At 61.2% G+C, this 13,931-nt stretch carries 13 protein-coding genes; 4 read left to right on the forward strand and 9 right to left on the reverse strand.

What is annotated here, in order from left to right; all coding sequences use genetic code 11:
• Positions 1–17 precede the first annotated feature (17 nt).
• Both PH551_RS12005 and leuC read left to right on the forward strand, forming a co-directional pair.
• Positions 18–836 carry an amino acid ABC transporter permease gene (locus PH551_RS12005; RefSeq protein WP_285193159.1) on the forward strand — a complete coding sequence of 273 codons (819 nt, stop codon included), beginning with the start codon at positions 18–20 and terminating at the stop codon, positions 834–836.
• A 273-nt stretch (positions 837–1,109) separates the two neighbouring features.
• Complete coding sequence (leuC, locus tag PH551_RS12010) at positions 1,110–2,519, forward strand: 3-isopropylmalate dehydratase large subunit (protein ID WP_285193160.1); 1,410 nt, start codon at positions 1,110–1,112, stop codon at positions 2,517–2,519.
• A 108-nt stretch (positions 2,520–2,627) separates the two neighbouring features.
• Here the strand turns inward: leuC and PH551_RS12015 are convergent, their stop codons facing one another.
• On the reverse strand, positions 2,628–3,458 hold the full coding sequence (locus PH551_RS12015; protein WP_285193161.1) for an aldo/keto reductase: 831 nt from the start codon (positions 3,456–3,458) through the stop codon (positions 2,628–2,630).
• A 131-nt stretch (positions 3,459–3,589) separates the two neighbouring features.
• Positions 3,590–4,111: a L,D-transpeptidase family protein gene (locus PH551_RS12020; protein WP_285193162.1), complete on the reverse strand. Its 522-nt coding sequence runs from the start codon at positions 4,109–4,111 to the stop codon at positions 3,590–3,592.
• Positions 4,112–4,279: 168 nt separating this feature from the next.
• On the opposite strand from PH551_RS12020, the gene PH551_RS12025 reads away from it, so the two are divergent.
• Positions 4,280–4,963: a response regulator transcription factor gene (locus PH551_RS12025; protein ID WP_011427159.1), complete on the forward strand. Its 684-nt coding sequence runs from the start codon at positions 4,280–4,282 to the stop codon at positions 4,961–4,963.
• A gap of 130 nt (positions 4,964–5,093) precedes the next feature.
• A complete protein-coding gene (locus PH551_RS12030) occupies positions 5,094–5,549 on the forward strand; it encodes a cyclic nucleotide-binding domain-containing protein (protein WP_011427160.1) in 456 nt (151 codons plus the stop codon).
• 50 nt (positions 5,550–5,599) lie between these two features.
• On the opposite strand, the gene PH551_RS12035 is transcribed toward PH551_RS12030, so the two are convergent.
• From PH551_RS12035 to tesB, 7 genes are all read right to left on the reverse strand, one after another.
• Positions 5,600–6,385, reverse strand: a complete 786-nt coding sequence (locus PH551_RS12035; protein ID WP_285193167.1) for an ATP-grasp domain-containing protein — start codon at positions 6,383–6,385, stop codon at positions 5,600–5,602.
• Positions 6,385–7,188: an exodeoxyribonuclease III gene (locus PH551_RS12040; protein WP_183706499.1), complete on the reverse strand. Its 804-nt coding sequence runs from the start codon at positions 7,186–7,188 to the stop codon at positions 6,385–6,387. Before PH551_RS12040 ends, PH551_RS12035 begins: the two co-directional genes overlap by 1 nt.
• Positions 7,189–7,288: 100 nt before the next feature.
• The gene (locus PH551_RS12045; protein WP_064805551.1) at positions 7,289–7,957 is read right to left on the reverse strand and encodes an outer membrane lipoprotein carrier protein LolA; all 669 of its coding nucleotides are present in this window, start codon (positions 7,955–7,957) and stop codon (positions 7,289–7,291) included.
• 139 nt (positions 7,958–8,096) lie between these two features.
• Positions 8,097–10,766, reverse strand: a complete 2,670-nt coding sequence (locus PH551_RS12050) for an FtsK/SpoIIIE family DNA translocase (protein WP_285193168.1) — start codon at positions 10,764–10,766, stop codon at positions 8,097–8,099.
• 243 nt (positions 10,767–11,009) lie between these two features.
• Positions 11,010–12,434, reverse strand: a complete 1,425-nt coding sequence (locus PH551_RS12055) for an ammonium transporter (protein ID WP_085779780.1) — start codon at positions 12,432–12,434, stop codon at positions 11,010–11,012.
• A 27-nt stretch (positions 12,435–12,461) separates the two neighbouring features.
• A complete protein-coding gene (locus PH551_RS12060) occupies positions 12,462–12,812 on the reverse strand; it encodes a P-II family nitrogen regulator (RefSeq protein ID WP_003543684.1) in 351 nt (116 codons plus the stop codon).
• A gap of 210 nt (positions 12,813–13,022) precedes the next feature.
• The gene (tesB, locus tag PH551_RS12065) at positions 13,023–13,907 is read right to left on the reverse strand and encodes an acyl-CoA thioesterase II (protein ID WP_285193170.1); all 885 of its coding nucleotides are present in this window, start codon (positions 13,905–13,907) and stop codon (positions 13,023–13,025) included.
• Positions 13,908–13,931: the final 24 nt, after the last annotated feature.

Genomic DNA, 13,931 nt, shown 5'->3' on the forward strand with positions numbered 1-13,931 from the left:
CCGCCGAGCGATCGCAGATGGCACTACCACCATCCCGGCGGCAGGAGAAGGACGACCGTCCCTGGCGGCTGGCCGTCCTTGTCTTGATCGGCATCGTTCTCGCCTTCGTCATCATCACCAATGACATTTACACCCAGGTCTTCCGGACCGTGGTGACAGGCGTCGGCGTCACCGTGTTCGTGACGCTCGTCGCCTTTGCGCTGGCAACGGTGCTCGGTCTCGGCATCGCGCTGCTCGGGCTGGCCGACAGCATCGTGCTGCGCCAGATCGCCCGCTTCTACATCGAGATCATCCGCGGCATTCCCATGCTGGTGCTGCTCTTCTACGTCGCCTTCGTCGGTGCGCCCGGTTTCGTCACGGCCTATAACTTCATCATCACACCCCTGGTGAAATCAGGTATCGCCGAGCCGATCCTGGTGCGCGACCTATCGCTGATGTGGCGGGCCATCATCGCGCTGATGATCGGCTATTCATCCTTCATCGCCGAGGTCTTCCGAGCCGGTTTTCAATCGGTCGATATCGGTCAGATCGAGGCGGCAAAGTCGCTCGGCCTGTCGCGCTACCGCCGGTTCCGGCTCGTGGTCTTCCCGCAGGCGATCCGGGTCATCCTCCCGCCGCTCTCCAACGATTTCGTCTCGATGGTGAAGGATTCGTCTCTCGTGTCGGTGCTCGGCGTGGCCGACATCACGCAGATGGGTAAGGTCTATGCCTCCGGCTCCTTCCGCTTCTTCGAGACCTATTCGATCGTCACCTATATCTATCTGATCCTGACGATCGGACTGTCGCTGGCGCTGCGGCGGATCGAGAAGAAGATGAAGCAGATGCCGCGACACTAAACACCTGCGTCCATTCGGATGCAGAAAGGACGCGCCTCACGATTCGAATTGCCGTTTCGATCAAAAATCGCTATATCCAGCGCCATGGAATCCAAGTTCAGTTGCATTGGCGCGCATATATTCGTGCTGCAGGATCATTATCGCCTGCCGGCGCGGTTCTTTGCATGCGTCTCCGGTGCACTCAACAGCCGACTTCGTTGATCGAATGACGGCCGGCGGAGCCTAATCCGCTTTTTCCGATTTTCCAAAGCTTCCAAAAACGGACTTACCGCCATGAGCGCACCGCGTACCCTCTACGACAAGATCTGGGACGACCACCTGGTCGACGAGCAGGCAGACGGCACCTGTCTTCTCTACATCGACCGCCACCTGGTCCATGAAGTCACCTCGCCGCAGGCTTTCGAAGGCCTGCGCATGTCCGGCCGCAAGGTTCGCGCCCCTGAAAAGACGCTTGCTGTCGTCGACCACAACGTTCCGACCTCGGCCGACCGCCATCTCGGCATCAAGAACGAGGAAAGCCGCATCCAGGTCGAGCAGCTCGCCAAGAACGCTGCCGAATTCCACGTCGAATATTATTCCGAGAACGATAAGCGCCAGGGCATCGTCCACATCATCGGGCCGGAACAGGGCTTCACCCTGCCGGGCATGACGATTGTCTGCGGCGACAGCCACACCTCCACCCATGGCGCCTTCGGCTCGCTCGCCCACGGCATCGGCACATCTGAGGTCGAGCACGTTCTCGCCACCCAGACGCTGATCCAGAAGAAGGCCAAGAACATGCTGGTGCAGGTCGACGGCCAGCTGCCGGCAGGCGTCACCGCCAAGGATATCGTTCTTGCCATCATCGGCGAGATCGGCACCGCAGGCGGCACCGGCTACGTCATCGAATATGCCGGCGAAGCGATCCGTGCGCTGTCGATGGAAGGCCGCATGACGATCTGCAACATGTCGATCGAAGGCGGCGCCCGCGCTGGCCTCATCGCCCCTGACGAAACCACCTTCGAATATATCAAGGGCAAGCCGCGCGCGCCGAAGGGCGAAGCGCTGGAACAGGCGATCGCCTACTGGAAGACGCTGAAATCAGACGAAGGCGCTCATTTCGACCGCGTCGTCAAACTGAATGCCGCCGAACTGCCGCCGATCGTCTCCTGGGGCTCCTCGCCTGAGGACGTCGTCTCGGTCCAGGGCATCGTACCCAATCCGGATGAAATCCAGGACGAAACGAAGCGTGCCTCCAAGTGGCGTGCGCTTGACTACATGGGCCTGAAGCCGGGCACGAAGATGACCGACATCGCTGTCGATCGCGTCTTCATCGGCTCGTGCACCAACGGCCGCATCGAAGACCTTCGCGCCGCTGCCAAGGTCGTCGAGGGCAAGACCGTCGCCTCGACCGTCAACGCGATGATCGTCCCCGGCTCCGGCCTCGTCAAGGAACAGGCGGAAGCCGAAGGCCTCGACAAGGTCTTCAAGGCCGCCGGTTTTGACTGGCGCGAGCCGGGTTGCTCCATGTGCCTTGCCATGAACGACGACCGCCTTAAGCCGGGCGAGCGTTGCGCCTCGACCTCGAACCGAAATTTCGAAGGCCGTCAAGGCTTCAAGGGCCGCACGCATCTCGTCTCGCCGGCCATGGCCGCCGCCGCCGCAATTGCCGGGCACTTCGTCGATATCCGCGAGTGGAACTGATCCGTCCGACGGAATGAAAGATAAAGCCGCCCGATGCGTCTCCGCGCATCGGGCGGCTTTTACATTGCGGCGCCGACAGCCGATCGGCGGTGTTCGCGCAACCGGCGATCAGAAAGCCGCCGTCATCGGATCCGGACCCATGCGGGCGCCAGCATTGTCGAGCTTGGAAATCTCCGCCATGTCATCGGCATCGAGCTTGAAGTCGAACACCTGGAAGTTCTCCTCGATGCGCGACGGCGTGACCGACTTCGGGATGACGACGAGGCCGGCATCGATATGCCAGCGGATGATCACCTGGGCCGGTGTCTTCCGATGTTTCCTGGCAATCTCGCCGATGACCTTGTTCGAGATGAATTTGCCCTGACCGAGCGGACTCCACGATTCGGTGGCGATATTCAGTTTCTTGTGAACCTCCTGTGCCGCCTTCTGCTGAAAGTCGGGATGCAGTTCGATCTGGTTGATCACCGGAACGACGCCGGTCTCGCCGATGATGCGCTCGAGATGTTCGGGATAGAAGTTCGACACGCCGATCGAGCGGGCGCGGCCCTCTTCGCGGATGCGCACGAACGCTCTCCAGGTCTCGGTGTAGAGGCCGCGATGCGGCGACGGCCAGTGAATGAGATAGAGGTCGACATAGTCGGAGCCGAGCTTCTTGAGGCTGCCGTCGAAGGCGCGCAACGCATTGTCGTAGCCCTGGTCGGTATTCCTGAGTTTGGTGGTGACGAAGATATCCTTTCGGTCGAGGCCGGACGAGCGGATGCCTTCGCCGACACCCTCTTCATTGTCGTAACCCGAAGCCGTATCGATATGCCGATAGCCGGCGGCAATGGCAGTGCGTACCGTCGGCGCGGCAATCTCCTGCGGCGTCTGCCAGACGCCGAGACCGACCTGGGGAATGGAATGTCCGTCATGGAAAGTGATGATGGGTTGAGCGGTCACAATATATCTCCGGGAGCTTGAAGAATTGGACGAGGCATGGATTGCGCCCGCACCTGCGGACGTCCCGGAACGCATTTCAGCCGGAGCGTCCGGTCACCGGAACCATATAGGTGGCGGCATCCTGAAGACAATCAGAGGACCCGGACAATCGTTCCCTTTCGAAGGTGGGGCAGAAGGCGGCGCATGTCACGCAAGCTTACGGCTACGCAGCCGGCCGTCGGCTCGTAGCCAGGCCTGATGAGATGGAAGAAGATCGCCGAACCGCGGTTGCGCAGCCGCGAGGAAATGTTCCAGTCCATGACAAGGCAGACATCGTAGAGGCCGTCGCTACGCCGCATCTCCTCATGACTTGCGCCGAATGGCGCCCGCACGAGGCGATTGTAGTTGGCGTTGCCGGGCTGGTCGCACCAGAGCATGTCTGCGCGGATGCGGCGAATGGGCAGCGAGGTGATGAGCTGACCGTTCCGTTCACCGCGCCGGAAGCCGGAAATCAGCCGCATTGCCGCGATCGGCGTGGCGCCGTCGCCCTCGCGTTTGAGGATGGTCCGGCCCGAACGGCCGATCGCGGCAGGGATGGTGATTGCGCCGAATCGGACGATGGCGCGGCTCTTCTTCCCTGGCGCGGGGCGCACCATGATCGTCGATGACCGCATGCCCCGGCTCCGCCTTGCTTTTTCCATTTTTCTCGCATGTCTTGCATTGCTTGAGGCCTTGATTGAAATCATATGAAAAGCTGCGCGGCAACAGCACCGCCGGCCGATCCTTGCCAAAGCTGCAATTTGGCGTAGGACTAGGGGACTTAACTTTGAGGACGCAACGGCATGACCGCACGCACCATTCTTCTGGTGGATGACGACGAGGACCTTCGTCAGACCCTGACGGAGCAATTGTCGCTTTATGAGGAATTCACGGTTCTGCAGGAAGCCAACGCCGGCAAAGGTGTTGCGACCGCCCGTTCGACGCCGGTCGACCTCTTGATCATGGATGTCGGCCTGCCCGATATGGACGGCCGCGAAGCGGTGAAGCTCCTGCGCAAGGGCGGCTTCAAGGCGCCGATCATTATGCTCACCGGTCACGATACCGATTCGGACACGATCCTCGGCCTTGAAGCAGGCGCCAACGATTATGTCACCAAGCCCTTCCGCTTCGCTGTGCTGCTGGCGCGCATTCGCGTGCAATTGCGCCAGCACGAGCAGAGCGAAGACGCGACCTTTACCGTCGGTCCTTACCTCTTCAAGCCAAGCCAGAAATTGCTCACCACCGACAACGGCCAGAAGATCCGCCTGACGGAAAAGGAAGCGGCGATAATCCGCTATCTCTACCGCGCCGAACAGAAGGTCGTCACCCGTGACGTGCTTCTTGAAGAGGTCTGGGGCTACAATTCCGGTGTAACCACGCACACGCTGGAAACCCATGTGTACCGGCTGCGCCAGAAGATCGAGCGCGATCCCTCCAACGCCGAAATTCTGGTGACGGAAAACGGCGGCTACAAGATCATACCCTAGAGCATTCCGTTTTCTCCAGAGATGCTCTAACTCTTTGTTTTCACGTAGCTCCCAGCAAAAGCGTTTCACGCTTTTCCTGGCAAAACCGCCAGGCGCTTCTGTTGGAATTGCTCTAAGGCGAAAAGCCGACATGGCGCTGACCGACGACATTCATCTGCTTTCCCAGCTTCCGCTGTTCAAGGACATGAGCGAGGACCAGTTGCGGTTGATCGCCTTCGGCGCCGACCGGCGCATGATCGCCGCCGGCCAGATGCTGTTCCGCCAAGGCTCCCCGGCCGAGAGCGCCTACGTCGTCTTGAGCGGCAGCCTGGAACTCAGCACGACGAGCAGCGACGGCATGCAGCGGGCGGAGGCTGTCGCCGGACCGGGAACACTGATTTCGGAGCTGGCGCTGGTCACCCTGGTGGAGCGCAAGTTCACCGCGATCGCGCGCGAAGACACAAGCATCATCCGCATCACCCGCGCCCTCTTCCATCGGCTACTCGAGGAATATCCCGATGCGGCCCGCCTGATCGAAAACCGCATCCGCGACAATCTCGCCGAACTTGCAGCCAAGGCGGCAAGCCAGTTCCATCGATTCAGCTGAATCTTGCCAGAGCGCCGGGCAATGATGGAGCGCAGCCCAGGAGCGTAAGCTCAGCCGCGGCCGAGGCCGTCGATCGCCGCCGCAAGCTTCACGAGATCTGAAGCGTAGAACCCGGCGGCATTGATGCAGTTCGTTTCGAGCAGCTTCAGTCCCTCTTCGGTACGGCAGACATCGATGACATAGGCCGGCGAGTAGCCGGGGTTGATGTCCACCATGCGCTGCCCGAACTCCAGCACATCGTCATCGATCTCGTAACGGTGGATGACACGTGAACCATCCTTGTAGAGCGAATAGGTGACAATCCGATCATTGACGGCCCAGAGACGCCATTCACGCAGGATGCGCACAGGCTTGGTGAGCATCAGCAGCGTGTCATGGCGAAGCGATCCTGCCGGGATTTCCTCTTCGTCAAGCGCAAGCACCCGCTCCGCCATCCGGACGATCTCGCCCGTCGATTTCACGGTGCCGGGCTCTTCCTTGCTGTCGCCGACGGGGCGCAGGAACCATTCTCTCCCATCATCGGCCAGGCGCCTGGGGATGTCTCGGAGCGTCAGGAACAGCGCGTCGGCTCCATTCAGGAGATAGGGATGCCACGCCTTTTCCTGGACGAACGGACGCAGCTTGAATACACCCGGCCAGTAGCCCTTCGCCTCGGCGTTCTTCCACAGTGAATAGGAGCCGAACATCACCACGGAGCCGGGATCCGGGACGACCGGCTCGGGGATGAGCTCGCCGACGAACGGGACGACTTTGTGCCATGTATACGAGATACCGAGCTGGTCGAGCGCCTCGGCCAGCTTCTGGGTGTCTTCGAACTGCTGAAGAAGCCACTGCATCAGAAGTCGAAATGCGCCGTGACCGGCACATGATCCGACGGCCGGTCCCAGCCGCGCGCTTCCTTCAGAATCTCGATCCGCTGGAGATGCGGCCCGAGATCGGAAGACGACCAGATGTGGTCGAGGCGACGGCCACGATCGGCAGCCTCCCAATCCTTGGCCCGGTAGCTCCACCAGGTATAAAGCTTCTCGCTTGCCGGCACGTGCTGGCGCATGAGATCAAGCCAGCCGCCGCGCTTCATCACCTCGATGAGCCCGTCGGTTTCAACAGGCGTATGGCTGACGATCTTCAGCAGCTGCTTGTGCGACCAGACATCGTGCTCCAGCGGCGCGATATTGAGGTCGCCGACGAGGATGGCGGAGGTATTGGCCTCGCCATTGGCTTTCAACAGCTTCATCTCCTCGATGAAATCGAGCTTGTGGCCGAATTTCGGATTGATGGTGCGATCCGGCTCGTCGCCGCCGGCCGGGACGTAGAAATTGTGCAGCCGGACACGGCGATTGCCGCGTTCGAACACCGCCGATATGTGGCGGGCATCGCCGACGCCGCAATAATCCTGCCGGTGATCCTCCGTCAGCGGAATGCGCGAGGCGATTGCGACCCCGTGATAGCCCTTCTGGCCATGGATGATGATGTGATCGTAGCCCATCGCCCGCAAAGGTGCTGCCGGGAAGAGCTCATTCGGCACCTTGGTCTCCTGCAGGCAGAGAATGTCAGGCCTCTGTTTGAGCACGAGCTGCTCGACGAGCGGCATGCGCAGCCGCACCGAATTGATGTTCCAAGTCGTAATCGAAAAACCCATGCCCAAGCCCTTTCACACTTTCATGGAAGGGCTTTAGAACAACGGCACGCAGGAGGAAACTGGCAGCGTGCAAAGGCTTCAGGCGATCAACCGAAAACCCTCAGTCGCGTGAAGCTGCCGTCCCGGGAATGCTCTCGTAGGGCACCCGGAAGACGCGGTCGTCGAACTGCACGCCCGTCTTCACGTTGAAGATCATCACCGACGTATCCTTGCCCTGGTTGTCGGTGATCGTCCACTGGCGCAGATCATAGGTCTTCGGATCGAACATCATGGTGATGGTCGAGTTTCCGAACACGGTATTGTTGCCGAGCGCGATCGTCGTCAGGTCCGACTCCTCCTTCACGCCCTTCACCATGCCGGCCGAAAGGTCGATATGCTGCGCCAGGAGCAGGCTGAGCGGAGTCTTCGAGAGCGGATAGAGATCCCAGGTCTTGAGCTTCATATTGCCGATGGCGACATTCTTGCCGTCGGCTATCACCCGCATCGGCGACGGGTCGTCGTAGTTGAAACGCAGCTTGCCGGGACGCTGGATGAAGAACTTACCGCCGGTCTGCTCGCCGCGCGGACCGAACTGGACGAATTCGCCCTGCATCGTCGTGACGCCGGAGAAATGATCCGCGATTGCTTGCGCCGTGCCGGAGGCGGGCGCTGCCGCCTGCGCGATGGCGCTGAGAGGAACGGCGCTCGCCATAGCAGCGACGGCGAAAGCGCCGAGAAGATCGCGGCGCGTCATCGCCAGGCCGGAGAGGAAGGAATCGGAGTTACGCATCTAAATCTCCTTAATGCGATCTGCATGCCGCTGAAAGGCGGCGTCTTCAAGGCGTTGCGATCGGCGCGCGAAAAGCAACGGCGTTGATGCCGTTACGTTTCCGCCAAAGCGGCCACATCAGAAATATATGGCGCTTGTCTCAGCGGTCGAGGATGTCGCCCTCGGTCGGAACGAGGATTTCTCGTTTGCCGGCATGGTTGGCCGGCCCGATGATGCCTTCCTTCTCCATGCGCTCGATCAGCGAGGCGGCTCTATTATAGCCGATACCAAGTCGGCGTTGGACGTAAGAGGTCGAAGCCTTGCCGTCGCGCAGCACGATGGCGACGGCCTGATCATAGGGATCTTCCGAATCCGCAAGGTTCGACGTGCCGGCCGGGCCGCCGCCGCCATAGTCGCCGTCCTCGTCGTCATCGGCGGTGATCGCATCGAGATATTGCGGCGAACCCTGCGTCTTCAGGTAGGAGACGATCTCTTCCACCTCGACATCAGAAACGAACGGGCCGTGGACGCGCTGGATGCGCCCGCCGCCCGCCATGTAGAGCATGTCGCCCATGCCGAGCAGCTGTTCGGCGCCCTGTTCGCCGAGAATCGTGCGGCTGTCGATCTTCGAGGTGACCTGGAAGGAGATGCGGGTCGGGAAGTTCGCCTTGATCGTGCCGGTGATGACGTCGACCGAAGGGCGCTGGGTCGCCATGATCACGTGGATGCCGGCCGCACGCGCCATTTGCGCCAGGCGTTGGACCGCGCCTTCGATATCCTTGCCGGCGACCATCATCAGATCGGCCATTTCGTCGATGATGACGACGATATAGGGCATCGGCTTCAGATCGAATTCCTCGGTCTCGTACATGGCTTCGCCGGTATGGCGGTCGAAGCCGGTCTGCACCGTGCGCGAGATCACCTCACCCTTCGACAAGGCCTGTTCGACGCGCGTGTTGAAGCCGTCGATGTTGCGCACGCCGATCTTCGACATCTTCTTGTAGCGCTCTTCCATCTCGCGCACCGTCCATTTCAGCGCGACGACGGCCTTCTTCGGATCGGTGACAACAGGCGAAAGCAGATGCGGAATGCCGTCATAGACGGAGAGTTCGAGCATCTTCGGGTCGATCATGATCAGCCGGCACTGTTCCGGCGTCATGCGGTAGAGCAGCGACAGGATCATCGTGTTGATGGCGACCGATTTGCCCGAACCGGTGGTGCCGGCGACGAGCAGATGCGGCATCTTGGCGAGGTCGGCGATGACGGCTTCGCCGCCGATCGTCTTGCCGAGCGCCATGGCGAGCTTGGCCTTGCTGCCGTCGAAATCCCGCGACGCGATCAGTTCGCGGAGATAGACGGTCTCGCGTGTCTGGTTCGGCAGTTCGATACCGATCGCATTGCGGCCCGGCACGACGGCGACGCGGGCGGCAATGGCGCTCATCGAACGGGCGATATCGTCGGCAAGGCCGATGACGCGCGACGATTTGATGCCGGGCGCCGGCTCCAGTTCGTACAGCGTGACCACGGGGCCGGGACGGACATGAATGATTTCGCCCTTGACGCCGAAATCCTCGAGCACGCCTTCGAGCATGCGGGCATTCTGCTCCAGCGCATCGGCCGACAGTGTCGAATCGCGCACCACGTTCCTGGGCTCGGCGAGCAAATGCATCGAGGGAAGCTGGAATCCCTCGGGACGAATGAACGAGCCCTGCGCTTCCCGCTCGACACGCGCGCCGGGCTTCGGACGCGTGATCGCCGGGACGACGCGAGGCTCCGGCTTGGCGGCGGCTTTTGCCGGCGCACGGATCATCCAGTCGTCATCATCGTCGTCAGGCAGAATGTCGGCCGGACGCGGCGGCATGTCGGTATCGAAGGGCGGATCGTCGTCCTCATCCTCATCGTCGATGGAAAGCGATGGCGGGGCGACGCGGCGGAGCGAAGCCGAGCGCGGCTCCATCGACGGCTCGAGGCGCTCGCCGCGGACGGCCGGCGCTTTGGCGCGGGCCGGTTCGTTCAGCGTGCCGAATTCATCGTCGTTGAAATCATAGGGCGATTCGAAATCACCCTGGCGCCGCTTGCGCGGTCCCATGCCGAACAGCCGGCGCAGCCGGCCCTGGCTCATGAACCAGGCATGCGTCATCGCGCCGCTGAAAGCGACCCAGCGCGATTCGTCCTCTTCCTCATCTTCGTCTCCGACCACCCGCGCCTTGCTTGTTGTCTCGACGTAATCGTCCTCGATTTCGTCATCGGTCTCGCTGCGGCCGACGAGGCCTGATGCAAAGAGCATCATCCAGGCCGTCGGCACGGCAAAAATGCAGCCGACGACCATGGCGAAGGTCCCTGTGGGATAGGCGCCGACGAAGAGTGCGGGAAAACGCAGAATCATATCGCCGATGACGCCGCCGATACCGTTCGGGATCGGCCAGGTGAGCGGCGGCGGAAAACAACCGATGACGGCGGAGGAAAGCACGGAGCCGGCAAGCCAGGCGCCGAGGCGGGCGGGAATGCGGTCGAAGCGACGGCCGGAGATCATCGTCAGCGCCCAGGCCACGATCGGCAGCATCGCCACGACACTGGCAAGCCCCAGAAACTGCATGACGATATCGGCAAAGGCAGCACCGCTGTAGCCGAGAATATTCGTCGGCAGGTTGGCAGTGGCGTAGGAATAGCTCGGATCGGCGACATTCCACGTCGCCAGCGCCGCAACTGAGAACGCCAGCAGCAGAAAGATCGCAAAGCCGATGAGTGCCTGGATCTGCCGCAGCATGAATGCCGAGAAGGAGAACCGATCCGGACGGCCATCCATTGCCGGCGACGTGCTTCTTGCCATGTGTCTAACCCGTCCAATGCCTGAGGGCAGGCGAATCGCCGAAGCCTCGCCATGCCAAATGCGTCCGCTCTACCTAACCAGAGCCGGGTTAAAGCGATGTTAACCATGCATTCCGGCGTGCCCAATGTCGGCGATGAAAATAAAAAGGCCCGAACCGGTGGAAGGTTCGGGCCAAGAGCGGCTCTTGGTGAGAGCCGCGACGGGCTGTGTGGGGCGCCCTCACGCGGGCGCCCAAAGCCGAGATTACGAGTGATAGGCGGCTTCGCCGTGGGTCGCCAGGTCGAGACCTTCGCGCTCGGCCTCGACGGAGACGCGCAGGCCGATGACGACGTCGACGATCTTGTAGAGGATCGCCGAACCGATGCCCGACCACAGGAGGGTGGTGAGCACGCCCTTCGCCTGGTTCAAGACCTGGGTTGCCGTGCCGGCATAGGTGGCGGCAAAATCAGCCGTCGAATAGTCGACAATGCCTGCACCGCCCAGCGCCGGATTGACGAGGATGCCGGTGCCGAGAGCGCCGATGATGCCACCGATGCAGTGGACGCCGAAAACGTCGAGGCTGTCGTCATAGTTGAACTTGTTCTTCACGACGTCGACGAAGAAGTAGCAGATCGGCGAGACGACGAGGCCGAGAACGATCGAGCCCATCGGACCGGCAAAACCTGCCGCCGGCGTGATGGCGACGAGACCGGCGACGGCACCGGAAGCGCCGCCGAGCATCGAGGCCTTGCCGCGGGCGAGGCTTTCGACGATGCACCAGGACACGGCGGCGGCGGCCGTCGCGACGAAGGTGTTGATCATCGCAAGCGATGCATATCCATTGGCTTCGAGGTTGGAGCCAGCATTGAAGCCGAACCAGCCGACCCAGAGCAGCGAGGCACCGACCATGGTCAGCGTCATCGAATGCGGTGCCATGATTTCCTTCTTATAGCCCGTGCGCTTGCCGAGCATGATGGCGCCGACAAGGCCGGCGATACCGGCATTGATGTGAACGACCGTGCCGCCGGCGAAGTCGATTGCGCCGTAAGAGAAGATCAGGCCGGCCGGTGCGCTGTAGGAGCTCGGGCCGCCCCAGAACCAGACCATGTGCGCCATCGGGAAGTAGATGAAGGTGACCCACAGCACGACGAAGAGCATGACGGCCGAGAACTTGACGCGTTCGGCGAAGGCGCCGACGATCAGGCCGGGCGTGATGCAGGCGAAGGTCATCTGGAAGACGATGAAGGTGTATTCCGGAATCGCGACGCCCTTCGAGAAGGTTTCGGCGAGCGACGATGTGTTGACGCCGGCGAGGAAGGCCTTGGAGAAGCCGCCGATGAAGCTGTTCAGCGAGCCGCCGTCGGTAAAGGCGAGCGAATAGCCGTAGGTCACCCAGATCAGCGACACGACCGCCGTGATCATGAAGACCTGCATCAGCACGGAGAGCATGTTTTTGGCGCGCACGAGACCGCCGTAGAAAAGCGCAAGGCCGGGGATGGTCATCAGAAGGACGAGCGCCGAGGAGACGAGCATCCAGGTATTGTCACCCTTGTCCATGGTGAAGGCAGGAGCAGCGGCGGCAGCAGCTGGCGCGGCAGTCTCCTGCGCAAAAGCGACGGCCGGCGCAAGAAGCGCGGCCGATGCAGCGCCGACGCGCGCAAAGGTGGAAGAAAACTTCGAGATTGACATTGGAAAAGGCTCCTTGATCTGCCGTTCTTACAGCGCTTCTGAATCGGTTTCGCCCGTACGGATGCGCACGGCATGGTCGATCGAATAGACGAAAATCTTGCCGTCACCGATCTGGCCGGTCTTGGCCGACGCCGCGATGGCTTCAACCGCCCTGTCGACAAGTTCCGATGCAACCGCGATTTCGATCTTAAGCTTCGGCAGGAAGCTGACCGCATATTCGGTGCCGCGATAGATTTCGGTATGCCCCTTCTGGCGCCCGTAGCCCTTCACTTCGGTTACGGTCAGGCCCTGAATGCCGATCGCCGTAAGGGCTTCGCGGACCTCATCGAGCTTGAACGGCTTGATAATAGCCATCACAATTTTCATCTGGTTTCCCATCCTTCGTTATCCTCGGCGCGGAGCCGACTCTCCTTGCCGCTGACGTTCCTGAACAGCGACCGGCGATATACATTCAAAGGACGTGCCAGATTCGAAGCCGAAGTTAACTTATTGAAAAATAAATGTTATAATTGGGAATGCCAATAAACAGGCAATTGACCGAGCAATAAGCGCACAAATAATGCGCAAATCTGCAAATATGCCTGTTATTTATTCATTTGCCTTTTTCCGAATCAATCCTTCTTGCGCGACCGATGCGATCAGCACACCTGTCCGGGTGAACAGGCTCCCGCGGGTTAATCCCCTGCCGCCCGAAGCCGAGGGGCTGTCCTGCGTATAGAGCAGCCAGTCGTCGAGTTTGCAGGGTCGGTGGAACCACATGGAGTGATCGAGACTTGCCACCTGCAGGCTCTGGTCGAAGATGGACGTTCCGTGGGCATAAAGCGACGTATCGAGCAGCGTCATGTCTGAGAGATAGGCAAGCACTGCCGCCTGATAGAGCCGGTCATCGGGAACCGGACCGGTGGCGCGCACCCAGACGTCCTGCCGGGGATCGAGCTTCCTGTCGGAAAAATAATGGGTCAGCGAGACGGGACGGATCTCGATCGGCCGCTCGCGCTCCCAATATTTCCGGATCGCTTCCGGTGCATGCGCGAGATATTGCTCCTTGATCTGCTGCTCGCCAAGCAGCTCTTCGGGCACCGCCACCTCGGGCATGGCGATCTGGTGGTCGAAGCCCGCTTCCTCGACCTGGAAAGAAGCCGACAGCGCGAAGATTGCCTTGCCGTGCTGGATAGCGACGACGCGCCGGGTGTTGAAGCTCGATCCGTCGCGGATGCGCTCCACCTGGTAGATGATCGGTACCGAGGGATCGCCGGGGCGCATGAAATAAGCGTGCAGCGAATGGACGAGGCGCTCGGCCCCGATGGTGCGCTGTGCCGCCATCAGCGCCTGGCCGATGACTTGGCCGCCGAAGACCCGCTGCCAGCCGGCCTGCGGACTGCGGCCGCGGAAGATATCGACCTCGATCGGCTCCAGATCGAGCGTCGCAAGCAGCCTCTCCATCGCCGAAGGTTCGCTCGTCTCGCGCGTCATTTTGTATGCCTCCCCGCGGTAGGA

This window comes from Rhizobium atlanticum, from assembly GCF_030182485.1.
Taxonomy (GTDB): Bacteria; Pseudomonadota; Alphaproteobacteria; order Rhizobiales; family Rhizobiaceae; genus Rhizobium.